We start from the raw sequence: 18316 nt of genomic DNA, 5'->3' as shown, positions 1-18316 counted from the left end.
GTGAAAACATGGCAATTATAATCAATATTGATGTGATGCTGGCGAAAAGGAAGATGAGCGTGACTGAGCTTTCAGAGCGGGTTGGCATCACCATGGCCAATCTCTCCATTTTGAAGAATGCCAAGGCAAAAGCAATCCGGCTTTCAACACTGGATGCCATCTGCAAGGCACTGGACTGCCAGCCAGGCGATATTTTGGAATACCGGAGAGAAGAAGATGATGGACATTAGGCAAAAGAGGGGGAAATACAATGCATTTGGCACTGCAAGAATATGAAGCAAAAGCCATCAGGGCTTCGAAGCAGCTCGTCCGCTTCGGCTTGGAGCAGGCACTGTCCTGCTTGTTTCCTGTCGTGATCTTTGCCTCGCTCGCTGTTACAAAGTTCTTAGCGTTTCCGCTGCTGCCGCGTTATGACTGGATGCTCATCATCTGCCTTCTCATGCAATGGTGGATGGTACGGACAGGGCTTGAAACACGGGATGAACTAAAGGTCATTTCATTGTTTCATTTGATCGGTCTTGCTCTTGAACTTTTCAAGGTACATATGGGCTCCTGGTCTTATCCGGAGGAAGGGTATGCAAAGGTATTCGGAGTGCCATTATATAGCGGGTTCATGTACGCGAGTGTAGCGAGCTATCTTTGTCAGGCATGGAGGAGGCTGAGCGTTGAAACGGTGGATTGGCCGCCGCTGTGGGCCGTGGTGCCGCTGTCTGCCGCCATTTACCTGAATTTCTTCACTCATCATTTCTGGGGAGATGCGCGGTGGTGGCTGTCTGGACTCGTCCTTATCGTCTTTTGGAAATCATGGGTCATCTACGAGGTTGGCGGGAGCCGTTACCGCATGCCGATTGTCTTATCCTTTATGCTTATCGGATTTTTTATATGGATTGCCGAAAACATCGCCACATTCTTTGGGGCGTGGGAGTATCCGAATCAAACCGATGCCTGGAGTCTTGTCCATCTGGGGAAGGTAAGCTCATGGCTCTTACTGGTGATCGTCAGCTTTCTGATCGTCGCATCCCTTAAGCAGGTCAAGAGTCAGCCTTCTTATAAAAAGCTAGGTGACCTGGAGCCTTGGCCGGGATCCCAGAACAGGAACGTAACTAAATAACCCATATAACCGCCCCTGATGCAGAGTGTCAGGGGTTTTCTCTACTCCTAAAGACAGCGGCTAAGACAGCGAAGCTCTGTTCGTAAGTAAAGCGCTTTATTAAACGGGTGATATCGATGCCAAAGGAAATTCCTTAAAACACGAACATTATTTTGTTTTGACAAGTTATTGTTTGTGTATTATACTCATTAATGGGTTTTGAAATAGGCGGCAGGAGTAGCTGTTGCTTCTATTTCGCCGGTATATAAAGCATAAGCAAGATTCATACTCGCATAAGTTTACGAAACATTCACACTTCCAAGAGCGGCAGCCGAAGTGAAATTATATTTATTTTAGGGGTGCAGAACATGGATAATGTATTTGATTATGAAGATATTCAATTGATTCCAGCCAAGTCTATTGTTAACAGCCGGACTGAGTGCGACACGACCGTTACTTTTGGAGGGCGGACTTTCAAGCTCCCTGTAGTCCCGGCCAATATGCAGACAATCATCGATGAAAACATCGCGTTATATCTTGCGGAAAATGATTACTTCTATATCATGCACCGCTTTCAGCCGGAGAAGCGCCTGTCTTTTGTGAAGGACATGAAAGCACGCGGATTATACGCTTCGATCAGTGTCGGTGTTAAGGAAGAAGAATACAGCTTTGTTGAAGAACTGGCCAATGAAAATCTGACACCTGAATACATTACCATTGATATTGCCCACGGCCATTCAAATGCAGTTATAAATATGATCAAACACATCAAGAAACTCCTGCCGGGAAGCTTCGTTATCGCCGGCAATGTCGGGACACCTGAAGCAGTCCGTGAGCTTGAGAATGCCGGCGCAGATGCAACGAAGGTAGGCATCGGGCCAGGGAAGGTCTGCATCACCAAGATTAAGACAGGTTTTGGTACGGGCGGCTGGCAGCTGGCGGCACTCAGATGGTGCGCCAAGGCAGCAAGCAAGCCGATCATCGCGGATGGCGGAATCCGCACACATGGCGATATCGCCAAATCAGTCCGCTTTGGTGCATCCATGGTCATGATTGGATCCCTATTTGCCGGCCATGAGGAATCACCTGGGGAAACAGTGGTACAGGACGGAAAGCTGTATAAGGAGTATTTCGGTTCGGCTTCCGAGTTCCAAAAAGGCGAAAAGAAAAACGTCGAAGGCAAGAAAATGCATGTGGAGTTCAGGGGCTCACTCCAGGATACCCTGACAGAAATGGAGCAGGATCTGCAGTCTTCCATTTCATATGCAGGCGGGAATCAGCTGTCGGCCATCCGGAATGTGGATTATGTAATCGTGAAAAATTCGATCTTTAATGGAGATAAAGTGTATTAAGAAACATCGGGCGGGGCTGCAGTCGCAGCCCTTTTTTTGTTGCAGGAAGTTCCCTCAGCCTTCGTTCCCATAAGGCGGTTAAACGGCAGATGCCGCTTCATCTACATAAAAATTTTGTTCTTTTCTGCTTCTCCGATCATAAGGCAGGCGGTGCTTATCATAATACGAAAGCTATGTCGGCCGCGAAAGCAAAGTTACGTCTGCCATATCGTTGGGGTGGAAACACTCCGGGCGGGTTCGAAAGGAATGCAAGGATAAGACCAATGGACCTATGTGTGAAATGTGACTTTTCTCTCCTGTTTTTTCTTTTTTTTAACTCTATAATGTCTTATGTAAATAGAAAAAACACCAAAGAGAGAGGGAAATATGAAAAAATTCCTATTATCGTTTGCTTCCGTTTTAATGTTATTGCCACTTGCCGCCATTAATGCCAGTGCTTACACGAACGTTCAGGTGTATAACGCTACCTCCTTAAATTTACGGGAGCAGCCGTCTACTTCAAGCAGAATTATCGCAAATGTTCCGAGCGGGAAGGTATTGCAGGCAATAAGCACCACTGGAGATTGGGACAAGATCTCCTACAATGGTAAGACTGTTTATGCCTTCGACCAATATCTCAGGCTCTATATAACTAAGTATAAAGTGAACGCCTCTTCGCTTAATATTAGAGAAACTCCATCTACTTCTTCCAAAATTCTGGGTTCATATGCACGGGGGACCATCATTAGTACACACGGGCAGACAGGTAATTGGAAAATTGTCACATATAACGGTAAAAATGCTTATGTGTCCAAAGATTATCTAGCAGCGGTCACAACTTCCACTTCGACTGTGAAACCATTAAAAACAAGTGATGTTATTGTATTAGATCCTGGACACGGAGGACGAGACCCTGGAGCTGCCGGGTTTGGTTTATACGAAAAGAATATTACTCTCGATATTGCAAAAAGAGCGAAAACTAAGCTGGAAGCAAAGGGTGCGAAAGTGTACTTAACTCGAAGTACGGATGTTTATGTTTCTCCTGACTCTCGTGCGGCTTATTCTTCAAAGGTTGGGGCAGATATTTTCGTGAGCATCCACAACAATTCGTACACTTCTTCTTCAGTCTACGGACTGGACACCTATTACAATGGATCCAGGGATGAAGATGACAATAGAATTAATCCATATCCGGCCAGAAGCAAGGAACTTGCAACATATATCCAGAGTTCTACTTACTCGGCAACCCGTTTGAAAAATAATGGAGTGAAAAGTGAGTCTTTTATCGTTCTGCGAAAGAACACAGTTCCGAGCGTACTTGTAGAAGTAGGGTTTCTGTCCAATTCATCTGACGCATCTTTGTTAAAGACAAGTTCATTTAGAGACAAAGCAGCTGCCGGCATTACAAACGGAATTGTTAGTTACTTTAAAAAATACTAATTTTTATTGAAGGAACCACAGGGATTATACGAGGCCACTGAAAATCTTCCAATTTTTTAGATTTTCTAAAGAATCCAAACGAAAAAAACCGATTCACTTCCATGTTTTTGGAAGTGAATCGGTTCTTTTTCTGTTTTTTTCTCTTTTTGCTTTTATTTTTGTACCATCAGTTTTAGAATTCTTTTTAAATTGACTGTAAATATGGCCATGGCACCTTGCATTTCCATGCCAATCAGACCCGAGGATGTGGCTACATCATACCCGTGCCTGTGTTTCAATTCGCTATTCTTCGCCTCTATTTTATACCGTTCTTTTGATTTCTCTTTGAAGTACTCACTTTCCTGAAACACTGCCTGATCAGAGTGTTCAGGTGACTTCAACGAAACAGAATACGTCTTGCTTTTCGCTCCTTCTTTATAACAACCTTCCCTTAACGGGCAACGCTTGCATTTTTCAATATCAAAATAATAGGTATCTACCTGGTTCCTGCCGTTACTGTCCGTATGTTTCTTCCCTTGTCGAGCCTTCCTGATTGCGAGGTGTCCTCCTTTACATACATACATCCCAGCGTCCTTATTGAATTCAAATTCATTTTCCTTACTACGAGTGCCTTGGGTAATATTTGGATTCAATTTGGCAATCAATTCAATTTCGTTTGTCTTGCTATAGATAATATTCTCTTTTTCTGAATATGCCGTATCGCCAATCACCGTTTCAATCTTCATACCAGCTTCTTTGCTTTTCTCAATAAGAGTATGAAGTTGCTTGCCATCATTTTTGTCGCCTGTCGTAATCACAGCTGCCGTGATAATTCGTTCCTCGCTCATCGCCAGGTGGGTCTTATATCCAAAGAATGAAGTATCTGCTGTCTTGTGTCCCACCTTCGCATCCTGATCCTTTGAACATTGGAGCTGTTCCAAGTCATCTGAGACTGTCTCTTTCAATAGGTTCAGCTGTTCCTTAACGGCCGGATAATGGACTATTGTCTCTTCCTTTTCGATCACTTCAATAAGTTTTTGTGAATAAGTAATTTCATCCTCCAACACATCCGTTTTTTTCTTGGGAGGGAATTTGGACTTCATGGATTCATCGATTTGGTAAATCGCCTTCCTCAGCTTCTTGGAGCGCTCCATCAGAACTTCCTTCGGTTTCATCTGATTATAACGGGCTTTTGTATGAGTGGCATCGACGATAATGGAATTGCTTTTGATAATCTCTTTTTCTAAGGCAATCTCTACCGTTTTATTAATAAGCAAATCCAGGAGGTTGCTATCCTTTAACCTCAATTTACGGAATTTGGTCAGGGAGCTCGGGTTTATAACTTCCTCTTCTGGAGTCATGTCCAGGAAATATTTGAAGGACATATCGTATTTGGAACGCTCAATAATATCCATGTCCGAAAGGTCATGGATGGTTTTTAATAATAGGTATTTGAACATTCGGATCGGGTCGATTGCGTTCCGGCCATTATCAAGGCAATACTTATCCTGGAGCTCTTCGTAAACAAAGGTAAAGTCGACCAGATCATTAATCTGGCGCAACATATTATCCTTTGGCACGATAAGGTCATAGAGACCCATATAAGGACTTAGTTTGATTGATTGTTGCATTGGCATCATTGGAACCACCCATTTCGAATAGATTACCTTTATTATAAAATAAAAACCGCCCGAATCCCTTAAAAAAGTCAGGAATTTGGACGGCTTATAGTTTGTCTAAAATATAGGTTCAGTAGCACTAGGTTGATTGGAACGGAAGGTGCGGAGACTCCTGCGGGATTAGCGGGACAGGTGAGACCCCGCAGGCGCTATAGCGCTGAGGAGGCTCACCGCACGCCCCGCGGAAAGCGTAGCATCCTGGAGTGGAAATCAACCGTCCAATTTAACAAAGCTATCCTTTAAGGACTTTTTCAGTGCCCTCGGATTATACCTGTGGTTTTTTTGCAGCAACTTTGAATTAGGTCATGTACAGATAAATTCAAATCCACCTCATCCAGGACTTTGAGCACTGAGGTTATATTTATCCGTCAATATATAAGTTAAAGGTTTGATCCCCAACTTTCATAATTCCTATATCATTTAACAGCGGTTCCCCCTCCCAATGGATTATAAAATCGTAATTCGAATGATGGCCATGCTCCTTTTGGGCTATCCTAAGCATAGCATTTGCATCTATTCCGATAATTGATACGATAGGGATATCTTAATCTGGAAGGGAACTTGAGACATGACAAACTATACTATACCGGTTTCTGTCCTGAACCTTGCCCCGATCCGCAAAGGACAGGGAGCAGGAGAGGCAATTGAATCAATGGCCGTACTCGCACGGGAAGTGGAGGAAATGGGCTATAAACGCTACTGGATTGCAGAGCATCACAATTCCCCAACACTTGTAAGCTCGGCTACATCTATATTGATTAAGCATACATTGGAGCATACGAAGAGTATCCGCGTCGGTTCCGGCGGGGTGATGCTTCCCAATCATTCACCACTGGTTGTGGCAGAACAATTCGGGACAATGGCTGCAATCTATCCAGACCGCCTGGATCTTGGCCTGGGGAGGGCACCCGGCACAGACATGATGACAGCAAGCGCACTGAGGCGCTCGCAGAATGATTCAGTATACACCTTCCCGAACGATGTCCAGGCACTGCTTACCTACTTCGGGCCAGAAGAAAAGCAGGGATACGTCAAAGCCTATCCAGGTGTAGGCACTGGCATTCCCATTTATATTCTGGGTTCTTCGACAGATTCTGCTTATCTTGCGGCCAAGCTTGGTCTTCCATATGTATTTGCTTCTCATTTCGCACCGAGATACATGGAAGAGGCAATCTCGATTTACCGCAGCCGCTTTGAGCCGTCTGAATATCTGGATGCGCCGTATATGATGGTGTGCCTGAATGTAATTGCCGCCGAGACGGATGAAGAAGCTGCCAGGGAATCGACGACCATGCAGCAGTTCTTCCTGAATGTGGTCCGCGGCTCGCAGAATCCCCTTCAGCCGCCGGTTGACAGTATGGAAGGCATCTGGAGCCCGCAGGAGAAGGAAATGGCTTCCTCCATGACCAGCGTGACCTTCATGGGAAGCAAAGAAACTGTAAAAACCCAGTTCACTAATTTCCAGGAGAAATATGGGGTAGATGAAATCATGGCCGTTTCCTATATCTTTGATCCTGAAAAGCAGAAGCGCTCTTATCAGATCTTTAAGGATATTGTGGACGGGAAGTAGAAACCGATAGCGTTCAAGGCGGGCATCCAGTATGCCTGCTTTTTTTGTGGAAAAAAGCATCCAGCCCTGTACATGTAACTTCTGCTTAACTTCATGTCAACTTCAGCCGCCATCATGCATAGAATATATTACTCGAAGTAAAAAAAACCTGACAGGAGGTGCAGCGAGTGAGTTACCAGGAAAAGAAAAGCGTGGCAGCCATCATCAGCTCCATGCTCATTTTCGGGTCGTATTGTCTCTATATGTATCCGCGCTTTCCAGGAGGGGGCCTTGCATCTGTGGAGGCTGTCCGTTATTGGGGATCCTTCGTCCTCATGCTGACTTTGTTTTCCATTGTCTCTCATATTTGTATCACTATTCTTTTTACTATCATTTTCAGGCTGACCTCTAGGGAAAAGGAACCGGGTTTTGCAGACGAACTGGATAAGCTGATTGAGCTGAAGGCGCACCGGAATTCGTTTGCGGTCTTCATTGCCGGCTTCCTGACCGCTATGGGGTCACTGGTCGTCTATCAGCCCTCACAGCTGATTTTCATCATCTTGATCGCATCAGGCTTCCTTTCCGATCTAACCGGGTCCATTACAAGGCTCTATCACTACAGGAGGGGCGTGTAGGATGGGCAAGAATCCTGTTGGCAATCATATCCGCAGACTGCGTTTTAACCACGGCGAAATGACACAGCAGCAATTGGCTGATAAAGCTGGTGTAACCAGGCATACCATCATGGCTCTTGAAAAAGGGAAGTACTCACCGTCACTTGAGCTTGCCTTCCGTATTGCAAATGCCTTCGGCCTGCCCCTGGAAGAGGTCTTCTATTATGGGGAAAATCTTCAGTCAATTGAAAATAAGGATGGAGGGAATTGAAAGATGGATTTATATAAAAGAGCTGGAAAAACTGCTGGGATATTTTTCATACTGGCAGCAGTAACCGCTGTCATCGGCCTGAGGCTGTACGACCCGATCCTGAATGGACCAGACTATCTGGCGGCAGGCTCCACACATGCAAACCAGGTGATAACGGGTGCGCTCATGGAGCTGATTCTTGTGGTATCCATCATCGGCACGGCCGCTGCCATGTTCCCTCTCTTAAGAAGATACAATGAAACGATTGCCTTGCTGCATATCTGCTTCAGGTTCCTGGAAGGAATCATCATTACAGTGGGCATTATCAGCATGCTGGCCCTCTTAACTCTGAGCCGGGAGTTTGCAGGGATAAGTGCCGCAGACAATCTCTCCCTGCAGGCATCGGGAACACTATTAAAAGCAGTCCATGACTGGACGTTCATGCTCGGGCCTCTTTTCATGCTCGGCCTCAATACGATGATGTACAGTTACATCTTTTTTAAAACAAGACTGGTGCCGCGGTTCATATCGATACTCGGGATCACGGGTGCTGCTTCTGTGTTTATCTGCGCTCTGCTGGTAATGTTCGGCGTCATCGAGCAAATCTCGGCTGTGGGAGGAATCCTGGCACTGCCGGTTGCGGCGAATGAGATGATTCTCGCAGTCTGGCTCATTGTGAAAGGATTTAATAAATCTGCTTTGTGAGACAGGCGGATAAATAAAAAGGACTGGCGGAAGCCAGTCCCATTTCGTTAATCAGCCTATCAATATCTTTTCTTCGGCATAGCGGATATTTCCCTTTGTCCCGGAGTTTACGGCGAGGGCAAAGGCCAAGGTCAGCGGTCCGACCCTTCCGATGAACATGAGGATGGTAATAAGGATTTTTCCCATCGCCGTTAAATCCATCGTCAAACCGGCGCTCATGCCGACTGTCCCGAATGCCGAGACGGTTTCAAAGGCAATCGCAGCCATATCGGCTCCTTTTTCAGTAATCGTCAGCAGAAAGAAGATGAGGAAATTGAATAGCACAGCAGATACAACGATAGACAGCGCCCTTAATACGAGCGGCTTAGGGATCCTCCGCTGAAAGATATTAATGTCTTCCTTATTCAGCAGCACCGACCGGAGAGTCAGTAATAATAAGGCAAAGGTCGTCACCTTGATCCCGCCGCCTGTGGATCCTGATGCAGCCCCGATAAACATGAGCCCCATCATAAACACCAGGGAACTCAAGGTCATCTGGCTGATATCGATTGTATTGAAGCCGGCAGTACGGGTTACGACACCTTGGAAATAGGAAGCCCACCATTTGTCACCAAGGCTCAAGCCTTCCATTGCCTTCTGATTGTGCTCCAGCAAAAATAGAACGATGGTGCTGATTACATTTAATGAGAGCGTCATGGCGAGCGTAATCTTGGTGTGCAGGGAAAATCTTCTCCAATTTTTCTTCTCCAGAACATCGGCAACCACAAAAAAACCTATGCCGCCGAGGATAAAAAGAGATGTGATAACCAGGTTCACCACCGGATCGCCTGCCCATTTTGTTAAATTATCAGGTTCAAGGCCGAAGCCCGCATTGTTAAAGGCGGAAATGGAGTGGAAGATCGCATAATAGACCGCCTTGCCAATGCTCATTTCCTGCGCCCACCTGATAGAGAGGATGATGGCAGCGATAAGTTCCACTGATAATGTTATCAGAATCACGCGCTGGACTAATTTGATGATGCCCTGGACAGAGAAGGTATTCATGGATTCCTGCAATAATAGCCTCTGCTTGAATCCAATTTTCCTGCCCAGCAGGAGAAACATCAGGATGCTGCTGGTTATAAAACCCCAGCCGCCCAGCTGTATCAGAATCAGGAGGACGATTTGTCCAAATAAGGTAAAAGTGGTGCCTGTATCAACTACAGCCAGTCCTGTTACACAGACGGCAGAAGTCGCCTCAAACAGGGCGTCGATCAAGGAAAGATGATGCCTGTCCTTGGTAGCCATGGGTATCATGAATAAACAAGTACCCACCAGAATAAGAAGGATAAAACCGAATGCAAGAATATGAGCTGGCTGTAATCTGATGGCTTTAGTATTTTGAATTTTTTCAATAAACCACATAAAGTGTCTCCTTTGATATGGGGCTCTGTATTTTTTTACTATGCTGTTTATTTTATTCCCTGTTCTGTTAAAAGTATATCTTTAAAAATTTTTGTTGCATGAGGAAAAAATTTATTAAGAACAAATTTTAACTGTCTGGACGATCGGCCGTGCAAATTGCTGTGGCAGGTAAATGCGGGAAGAAGGGTGGAATCCGGTACATCCACTACTTTTATCAGCGGAGCAATCGTGAATTATTAATAATTTTCCATAATATTGAAACATTTGCATATAGTTTTCCGTAAACCTTAACAAAGGAGGGCTGTACATGGAAAACTTGGTTTATTTCACAGATCAATTTTTCTCCGCCGGAAGAACAATGATTTACAATCAATCTCAGGAAAAGACGGGAGAATTGGACCTTAAAAGTATCTTTAATTCCAGCATGTGTGTGGAGGATATCAATGGGAAAACAGTGGTGGAAGGCGGCTTTCCTTTCTTATCAGGGAAATGGGCCGTCAAAAGGCCGGACGGAACGGAACTGGGAAGGGTGAGTGCCTCATTTTCCTTTTTCTCGAAACGATATAAATACACAACCGCACATGGTGATTATAGTATCGAGTCGCCTGCTTTCTCGAAAGAATACACCATAATGGACAGGAATGACCACGTCATTGCCACTTTCCGGAAGGTGAGCGGATTCTTCCAGGCTGCTGCCTTCGAACTGAAAAACGCCTCTGACACCCTCATGACCGAAGAACTCATCGCCGTCGTCATGGGCGTCAACCAAATCGAAAAGCGGAGACGCTCCAGCTCAGCCAGCATAACCAGCCCCAGCTAAACTGCCCCGTCAGGCAGTTTTTCTTTTTGGGGGGACTGTCCCTATTTCCCGGAAATAGGGGACAGTCCCCCATTTCTCGATTATTTCCCAAGCCGGCATATTTGTTCATTTGGCGGATAGAGGCTACAATGGGTAAGTATTCTTATAGATTTTAAGACTGCACTATGCTAATAAGGAAAGGCGAGATAATAGATTTGAATAAGTTAACAGGAACTAAACGGACGCAGCTTGCATTACTTCTTGGCTCTCTGGGGCTGCTTGGCCCCTTTACGATAGATATGTATCTGCCATCCTTCCCGACCATCGTCGAAGAATATCATACTACGGCTTCACTGGTACAGATCAGTTTGACTACGAGTCTGCTCGGGCTCGGACTTGGGCAATTGATCATCGGGCCAATGAGCGACGTGCAGGGCCGCCGGAAGCCGCTGATGATCTTTTTGGTATTATATTTACTGTCTTCCATCGTCTGTGCCCTTTCACCGACCATTTATGTTTTCATCGGAGCACGTTTTATACAGGGATTCGCTGCTGCAGGCGGCCTTGTCATCTCCAGGGCCGTTGTCCGCGACCTCTATAGCGGGAAAGAATTGACCAAATTCTTCGCACTGCTGATGCTGGTCGGTAATCTCGGTCCCATCGTGGCGCCGATTGCCGGCGGCGGTGTGCTCACTTTTACAAACTGGCAGGGCGTCTTTATTGCTCTCGCTGGCCTTGGTTTGATTCTATTTTTATTTGTTTCTGGAAAACTGGAAGAAACGCTCGATGTGGATAAGCGCGTGCCGAGCAATCTCATGCAGGTTCTAAGGAATTTTGCTTCGCTGTTAAAAGACCGCCAGTTCACCGGCTATGCACTCACACAAGGATTCATCATTGCCGGCATTTTTGCCTATGTGTCGGGGATTCCTTTTGTCTATCAAAATATATACGGTGTATCTGCCCAGCAGTTCAGCTTATTATTCGGGATAAATGGAATAGCCCTTATATTGGGAAGCCAGCTCGTTGGCCGCTATACAGATGTAATCTCGGATAAAGTTTTCCTGAAAGCGGGTTTGTTCATCTCGACCATTTCAGGCGCCCTCCTGCTGGCAGCCCTGATTGTAAAAGCCCCGCTGTTCGCGGTGGTTGTGCCGATATTCTTTCTGGTGTCCTCCATCGGAATCATATCGACTTCTTCCTTCTCACTGGCCATGGAATCACAGGGCCATATCGCAGGAAGTGCCTCCGCACTCCTGGGACTGCTGCCATTTGTGCTTGGTTCCCTCACAGCACCTCTTGTCGGAATCGGCGGAGAACATACAGCCGTCCCAATGGGCATTGTCATCCTGTCCGCCAGCCTGTTGGCCATGATTTCTTACTATGGACTCGTGCAGAGAGGTTCATTTAAGACAGTGTCTGCAAAATAATGTTTTTTTCCTGAGGATGCTTCGGCATCCTTTTTTTGTTGGGCTGAAAAGAATGAAAGACTTTTTCAGCCGGCGGGGAAGTGAAAAATCCTTCATCAGGGGAATGAAGGACCTTTCGAGCGGATGCAGGAGCAAAAATCCTTCATCGGGGGGAATGAAGGACTTTTCAAAGCTGATGCAGGAGAAAAAAGTCTTTCATCGGGGTAATGAAGGACTTTTCAAGGCTGGAGCAGGAGAAAAAAGTCCTTCATCAGGGGAATGAAGGACCTTTCGAAGCGGATGCAGGAGCAAAAAGTCCTTCATCAGAGGTATGAGGGACTTTTCAGAGCTGGAGCAGGAGAAAAAAGTCCTTCATCCACCCGGCCAAGAACAATCACAGCATGAGCAGAACAAAAATGCCAGTTACCGGCATTCAAACAGGCTGAAACGAATATCTTATGCTGACATCCTAAACGTGAAGGAGGGGGCAGTGTGGGGTATTATGCGGCGGTAGAAGATGGTGTGAAACTTTTTGTGGAGGATGTGAATCCCGGGGGAAGCAGGACGATTGTTTTCCTTCATGGCTGGCCGCTTAATCATAGGCAGTTTGAATATCAATTCAATATGCTGCCGGCGATGGGGTACCGCTGTATCGGGATTGATTGGCGCGGGTTCGGGAAATCGGATAAACCGTTTACCGGCTATACCTTTGACAGGCTGGCGGATGATATCCGGATTGTGATCGATACACTAAGGCTGCAGGATTTTATTCTCGCCGGCCATTCAACCGGCGGAGCCATTGCAATCCGGTATATGTCCCGGCATAAAGGGCGTGGGGTATCCAGGCTGGTGCTGATTGATGCGGCGGCGCCGACAGGGTTTACGAGTGAAACGGCACAGAAGCTGCTTGGCGAAACGCTGAATGACCGGCCAAAGATGATGCAGGGAGTGACGGATACCTTTTTCTTTCAATATATAACAAACCCATTCAGGGAATGGTTTTTCCAGATGGGAATGGAAGCTGCAGGATGGTCGACAGCCTCAGTCATTGTGATGCTGCGGGATGAGAATGTCCGGGAGGATCTAGCCCGAATTAAGGTTCCCACCCTGATCATTCATGGCATCCATGACCAGGTCATCCCATTTACACAAGCAGAGGAAGTTCATCAATCCATTGCCGGCTCTGAATTGGTTCCCTTTCACTACAGCGGCCACGGCGGATTCTGGGAAGAGCGGGACAAATTCAACAAGCTGATCCTCCAGCTGCACGGATGAGTGTATGCTGAATCCTTTATGCTCAATCAATTGAAGGTATGCTGCCCTCTTTAAACAGCGTTATACTAGAGTTATAGTGTTTTAAGGAGGGGTGGAAAAATGATTAAAGGGCTCAATCATTTGTTGTTTTCCGTTTCAGACCTGGATACTTCTATTGAATTTTATCAGAACGTTTTGGATGCCAGGCTGCTGGTTAAGGGCCGGACCACGGCTTACTTAGACTTGAATGGGATTTGGCTCGCTTTGAATGTCGAGCGGGACATCCCCCGCAATGAGATAAATGAATCATATACGCATATTGCATTTTCTGTGGATGATTCTGAATTTGATTCAGCATGCAATAAGCTGCGGAGATATGGTGTGAATATCCTTTCAGGCCGCAGGCGGGACGAAAGGGATAAAAAGTCTATCTATTTTACCGATCCGGATGGACACAAATTCGAATTTCATACCGGTACCCTGAAGGATCGGCTGGATTATTATAAACAGTCTATGGAACATATGAAGTTTTTTGAGTAAGCGCAATTAAATAGGATGATATGGAGGAAACGGCTCATGAAAAAATCAATTGGAACAGATGAATATGCCCCCTATTATGCAGGATACATAGAACTGGTTCCTGACGGAAATCTTCTTGAAATCCTAAAAGAGCAGATGGATTTAACGATAGAGCTGCTAAATGGCATCACAGAGGAGCAGGCGCTGTACCGCTATGCAGAAGGCAAATGGAGCCTGAAGGAAATAATCGGACATATTGCCGATACGGAGAGGGTCATGTGTCATAGAATCCTCACGATAGCAAGAGGAGACAGGACAGAGCTCCCGGGATATGACGTTAATGAATATGTGAAACATGCCTCATTCGACTCGCATCCGCTGGAGGATCTCAAGAAAAACCTTATGGCTGTCCGGGAGTCTGCCATCCACCTCATTAAGACTCTGCCTCCTGATGCGATGACCCGCAGAAGCACAGCGAATAACCATGAAGTCACAGTCCGCGCGCTGATTGCCATTATTGCAGGACATGAGCGGCATCATCTGCGCCTTATCAAAGAACGTTATATGCCTGGCATGGAAAACTAGGCGATGTTTGCAAAGGGGAAACAGATGTCAGATTTAAAACTGATGGAAATCCAGGCTGACGTTTTATTTAAGCACGACAGTTCCAGCAGACTGACAGCGGTCAATGAGGAGGGTGGGGGCGAGGCGCCTTTCCTCTTTCTGGGACAAACCAAGGAAGGCCGCATTTTGCGTTTTAATGCTTCTGTCCCGGAGCCGGTATGCAGGGAGATCAAAGACATTGTACAATCTTATCCAATGAACAGCGCGCTGGCGAAAATCATAGGTGCAGTGAGTGAAAATAATTCCGTTTCAAACCTTTGGATGGGACCTGCATATACTTTTCCAGAAAGTTTTCAAAAAAGCTCCCATGCAGTTGTCATAACAGAAGAAAATCAGGAAATATTGCGCCAGGACTTTCCTCATCTTATAGAGGAGTTTCGTCCCCGGCAGCCGATCTTTGCCATGGTAGAGGAAGGAAGGGCGGTATCTGTATGCTTCAGTGCCAGGAATAGCGACCTGGCGGCAGAGGCTGGCGTTGAAACCCTGCCGGGCTATCAGGGGAAGGGGTACGCGGTGAATTGTGCAGGTGCCTGGGGGATGGAAATACGGAAGGAGAAAAGAATCCCTCTGTACAGTACAAGCTGGGACAACCTCCCCTCGCAGAAAATAGCTGCAAAATTACGGCTTCATCAATATGGCGTGGATCTGCATGTAACCTAAAGTGCATTCTGGCTATAAAAAAGAGGAGAAACCTATGAATATAGTTTCCCCTCTGCCAGCCCTTATCTATCCAGTCTCGTAATATCCGCATCCAGGGTTTCCCGATTTAAAATCAAGTCCCTCAGGATTCGGGAGCCCAGCATGCTGTAAACTGTACCGTTCCCGCCGTAACCGAGCAGATAATAGATATTTTCTTTGTCTGGATGTCTGCCGATAAACGGCAGATTGTCGTTAGATTCTCCGAACATGGCTCCCCATGCATAATCAATCTTGATATCAAGCATTGGAAACAGAAGGGAAATTTCTGACTTAAGATGTCTTGCCCGATTCATGATCCAATCATCGTTATATGGCATTTCCGCCTTATCTTCATCCAGCCCCCCTGCAATGATCCGGCTGTCAGCGGTCGTCCTCAAGTATAGATACGGTCTCTTGGTCTCCCAGATTAACATTCTATCCCTCCACTTGGAGAGATCATTTACAGGTTCTGTTGCAATCGCGTAAGAACGGTTCAGGCCGCGGTTTTTGTTTTTTATTAATGGAGGGGCCTGATAGCCGGTAGCATAAATCAGGGAGGCTGAATGAAAGCTTCCCTTACTTGTCGTTAACTCAATGCCATCCTTCGTCTCAATGATTTCTTCTGCAGAAACATTCTCAAAGATGTCCACACCTTTCTTCACAAGATGCTGAATCATTCCCCTGCTGAATTGATAGGGGTTAACTTCGGCATCGTCAAAGGTGATAAGGGCAGCCGGTTTTGAAAAGGGCAGCTGGGATTCAATTTTTTTCTGATCCCAATATTCCGCTTTAAAGCCATGTTTAATGAGAGTCTGATATTCTTTCTGGACGAGCTCCACATCAGATTCTTCACTGGCAAAGTAGAAACTTTTTCTGCGTATAAAGTCACAACTGATTTCTAATTCATCTGCCGCCTTCTCTATGCCATCGATGGCTTCACTGCACAGCCTATAAAAACGGACCGCCTTTTCTTCGCCAATCTGTTCAATCAGCTTATGAAGCATGATATCATTGGAAAACTGCAGCAGCCCTGTATTGGCAAGCGTGCTTCCACCACTTGCCGTACCTTTATCAACTACGGCAATCTTGAGGTTTTCTTTTGCCAGAGTATAGGCGCTTAATGCGCCGGACATTCCTCCTCCAACAATGAGTACATCGTAAAAATCTGCAGCTTCAGGGTGGGAAATAGTAATTTCCTCTTTTGTATGATTCCAAAACAAAGCTCCAGCATGCAATTTCAATTTTTTTCCTCCTAAAGAAAAGGGATTTTCACCCCAAGGTCAATTAATTGTATGAAACAAAATAGAACATTCGTAAATATTTGGTCCGTTCGGTTATAAACTACAATCCCTTAAGAGCAGTGAGGAAAAAATAACCTGCAGGATGAACAGTTGAAACGGCCAAATCCATGAGCTTATGTGAAGCTCTTCGTCATGTTATTGATATACGTGCTCGGATGCAGGAGCGGGTGCTTGAAGAATTCCTTCTTGTCGGTGATCTCTTCCGATACGGAGAGGTCATGACCGATCATTTCCCGCATCTTTTCAGCAAATGCTTCCCCTTTTATCAGGACGCCAAGCTCGAAGTCGTGGCAGGCGCTGCGCTCATTGATGTTATAAGACCCATGGAATACGCAGTGTGAGCGCTTATCATAGGCGATTTTCCAATGGGAAAAGCGGCCGGTATTGCTGTAATCGAAAAAGGAGACTCCCTTGGTGAACGGCTCGTACATATTGCTCCTGACCGCAGCGCGGTTAGTTAAATGATCGTTCACATATAAAGGATTGCATATGGATATGTGCTGTGCTTCTTCTTCCGTGATTTCCTTCAGCTGGTCCCAAAAATCCTGATCAATTAAATACGGATTGACGATGATGGTTTCATCTCCTGCATACTTGATCAAAGAAAGGTAATACTGCTGAATCAGGTTAACCGGATTGCCCGGGAAGCTTGCAATCAATGTGCATTCCTCTTCTCCAAAATTCCGGTCCTCATCTCCATAATAAAAAGAGTCGTCTGGATCGAAGACATCTCCTCCAAGCACCGTCCATTGCAGAGAGAAGAGCTGGTTCAACGGGTGAGCCACTTCTCCCTGAATGCGGAAGCAGCCATCGTGCCACTGTCCTTCCTCCCCTGGGATGCCATTGCCGCACTCTTCGTCCTCACTTTTTACAGGAGTGCTATACATATATTGGTCCCCGATATTCAAGCTCCCGATGATGGTGGTGATGCCATCAATGACCAGGAACTTGCGGTGGTTGATCACATTGATATCCAGTGTGTATTCCTCCTGGATGAAATCCTGGACCGCCAGAGTACTCTCGGGTACTCCCTTTGCAGCAAGCTCTGCTCTTTTCTCCGGCCATTCTTCCTTGCCATAGCAGTTATGGAAGGTGTCGACAATCCGGCATCCTGCGTCCTTCAGCTCATCTGCCAATTCATTGAAACGGCCGACTTCAAGATCCTTTTCATAGCCGACTGCCGTGACGCCATAATCCACCATGATCCGCACTTCGACCCCGCGATTCAGCGCATTCAGCAGCGCATCCGTCACAGCCCTGCCGGATTCATCCTTATAAAAGAGCATAACAGACAGATGGATATACCTTTCCGCCTTATCAATCTCATCAATTATGACCCTGAGGTTGTCTGGTCCGTTCACATAAGCATCCACCTTATTATTCCAGGTAGTGTTCGGGGTCAGTGAATCCAATAGACTCAAATCAAGCTCCTGAAGCAGGAAGCCCAAGCGTTCAAGCAGTCCCTGGTCCATGCCCGGCATATGGATAAGCTGGGAGTGGGTGGTGAATACTCCCCCGAGGGCCTGGCGGTGTTTTACTGCTTCAGTAAACGGAATATGTTGTACCAGCAGCCTGACTGCTTCTTCAGAACCGGCTGCCACTTTTGACAGAGGTCCGTTCGATAGGTAGTAGTTTATAAAGTTGACTGAATTTGTTTGCAGGGGGTGGTCCCAATCTTCAAATCGTATCTTCAT

At 46.1% G+C, this 18316-nt stretch carries 19 protein-coding genes; 15 read left to right on the top strand and 4 right to left on the bottom strand.

Annotated features, from left to right (window positions below; genetic code table 11):
* The first annotated feature begins 8 nt into the window (after positions 1 to 8).
* From V1498_RS19460 to V1498_RS19445, 4 genes are all read left to right on the top strand, one after another.
* On the top strand, positions 9 to 230 hold the full coding sequence (locus V1498_RS19460; RefSeq protein ID WP_409295577.1) for a helix-turn-helix domain-containing protein: 222 nt from the start codon (positions 9 to 11) through the stop codon (positions 228 to 230).
* Between the two features lie 56 nt (positions 231 to 286).
* A complete protein-coding gene (locus V1498_RS19455; protein WP_409299376.1) occupies positions 287 to 1111 on the top strand; it encodes a DUF817 domain-containing protein in 825 nt (274 codons plus the stop codon).
* Positions 1112 to 1458: 347 nt separating this feature from the next.
* A complete protein-coding gene (gene guaC, locus V1498_RS19450; protein WP_409295575.1) occupies positions 1459 to 2442 on the top strand; it encodes a GMP reductase in 984 nt (327 codons plus the stop codon).
* 366 nt (positions 2443 to 2808) lie between these two features.
* Positions 2809 to 3861 (top strand): N-acetylmuramoyl-L-alanine amidase, encoded by a 1053-nt coding sequence (locus V1498_RS19445; protein ID WP_409295574.1) that lies wholly within the window; start codon positions 2809 to 2811, stop codon positions 3859 to 3861.
* 152 nt (positions 3862 to 4013) lie between these two features.
* Here the strand turns inward: V1498_RS19445 and V1498_RS19440 are convergent, their stop codons facing one another.
* Positions 4014 to 5480 carry an IS1182 family transposase gene (locus V1498_RS19440; RefSeq protein ID WP_409293864.1) on the bottom strand — a complete coding sequence of 489 codons (1467 nt, stop codon included), beginning with the start codon at positions 5478 to 5480 and terminating at the stop codon, positions 4014 to 4016.
* A 607-nt stretch (positions 5481 to 6087) separates the two neighbouring features.
* Here V1498_RS19440 and V1498_RS19435 point away from each other — a divergent pair.
* The 4 genes from V1498_RS19435 to V1498_RS19420 all read left to right on the top strand — a co-directional run bounded on the left by V1498_RS19435 (position 6088) and on the right by V1498_RS19420 (position 8637).
* Positions 6088 to 7089, top strand: a complete 1002-nt coding sequence (locus V1498_RS19435; protein WP_409295573.1) for an LLM class flavin-dependent oxidoreductase — start codon at positions 6088 to 6090, stop codon at positions 7087 to 7089.
* 167 nt (positions 7090 to 7256) lie between these two features.
* On the top strand, positions 7257 to 7703 hold the full coding sequence (locus tag V1498_RS19430) for a hypothetical protein (RefSeq protein ID WP_409295571.1): 447 nt from the start codon (positions 7257 to 7259) through the stop codon (positions 7701 to 7703).
* Position 7704: 1 nt separating this feature from the next.
* Positions 7705 to 7953, top strand: coding sequence for a helix-turn-helix transcriptional regulator (locus V1498_RS19425; RefSeq protein ID WP_409295569.1), 249 nt, complete (start codon positions 7705 to 7707; stop codon positions 7951 to 7953).
* Between the two features lie 3 nt (positions 7954 to 7956).
* The gene (locus V1498_RS19420; RefSeq protein ID WP_409295568.1) at positions 7957 to 8637 is read left to right on the top strand and encodes a DUF4386 domain-containing protein; all 681 of its coding nucleotides are present in this window, start codon (positions 7957 to 7959) and stop codon (positions 8635 to 8637) included.
* A gap of 51 nt (positions 8638 to 8688) precedes the next feature.
* On the opposite strand, the gene V1498_RS19415 is transcribed toward V1498_RS19420, so the two are convergent.
* Positions 8689 to 10041, bottom strand: a complete 1353-nt coding sequence (locus V1498_RS19415; RefSeq protein ID WP_409295566.1) for a TrkH family potassium uptake protein — start codon at positions 10039 to 10041, stop codon at positions 8689 to 8691.
* Between the two features lie 307 nt (positions 10042 to 10348).
* On the opposite strand from V1498_RS19415, the gene V1498_RS19410 reads away from it, so the two are divergent.
* The 7 genes from V1498_RS19410 (at position 10349) to V1498_RS19380 (ending at position 15303) form a co-directional block, all read left to right on the top strand.
* A complete protein-coding gene (locus tag V1498_RS19410) occupies positions 10349 to 10861 on the top strand; it encodes a hypothetical protein (RefSeq protein ID WP_409295564.1) in 513 nt (170 codons plus the stop codon).
* A gap of 194 nt (positions 10862 to 11055) precedes the next feature.
* Positions 11056 to 12267, top strand: a complete 1212-nt coding sequence (locus V1498_RS19405) for a multidrug effflux MFS transporter (RefSeq protein ID WP_409295562.1) — start codon at positions 11056 to 11058, stop codon at positions 12265 to 12267.
* A 52-nt stretch (positions 12268 to 12319) separates the two neighbouring features.
* A complete protein-coding gene (locus V1498_RS19400) occupies positions 12320 to 12529 on the top strand; it encodes a hypothetical protein (RefSeq protein ID WP_409295560.1) in 210 nt (69 codons plus the stop codon).
* A 209-nt stretch (positions 12530 to 12738) separates the two neighbouring features.
* Complete coding sequence (locus V1498_RS19395) at positions 12739 to 13521, top strand: alpha/beta fold hydrolase (protein WP_409295558.1); 783 nt, start codon at positions 12739 to 12741, stop codon at positions 13519 to 13521.
* Positions 13522 to 13620: 99 nt separating this feature from the next.
* Positions 13621 to 14040 carry a metallothiol transferase FosB gene (gene fosB / locus V1498_RS19390; protein WP_409295556.1) on the top strand — a complete coding sequence of 140 codons (420 nt, stop codon included), beginning with the start codon at positions 13621 to 13623 and terminating at the stop codon, positions 14038 to 14040.
* Between the two features lie 36 nt (positions 14041 to 14076).
* Positions 14077 to 14604 (top strand): DinB family protein, encoded by a 528-nt coding sequence (locus V1498_RS19385; RefSeq protein WP_409295555.1) that lies wholly within the window; start codon positions 14077 to 14079, stop codon positions 14602 to 14604.
* A 24-nt stretch (positions 14605 to 14628) separates the two neighbouring features.
* Complete coding sequence (locus tag V1498_RS19380) at positions 14629 to 15303, top strand: GNAT family N-acetyltransferase (protein WP_409295554.1); 675 nt, start codon at positions 14629 to 14631, stop codon at positions 15301 to 15303.
* Positions 15304 to 15365: 62 nt separating this feature from the next.
* Here V1498_RS19380 and V1498_RS19375 read toward each other — a convergent pair whose 3' ends face one another.
* Both V1498_RS19375 and V1498_RS19370 read right to left on the bottom strand, forming a co-directional pair.
* Entirely contained in the window at positions 15366 to 16562 is a 1197-nt protein-coding gene (locus tag V1498_RS19375; protein ID WP_409295552.1) for an NAD(P)/FAD-dependent oxidoreductase, read from the bottom strand.
* Positions 16563 to 16735: 173 nt separating this feature from the next.
* Positions 16736 to 18316, bottom strand: a complete 1581-nt coding sequence (locus V1498_RS19370; protein ID WP_409295551.1) for a phospholipase D-like domain-containing protein — start codon at positions 18314 to 18316, stop codon at positions 16736 to 16738.

Origin of the sequence: Paraperibacillus marinus, from assembly GCF_046237605.1 — a bacterium.
GTDB lineage: Bacteria > Bacillota > Bacilli > Bacillales > DSM-1321 > Paraperibacillus > Paraperibacillus marinus.
The sequence above is the reverse complement of the archived record's forward strand: the minus strand, read 5'-3'. Positions and strand labels throughout refer to the sequence as shown.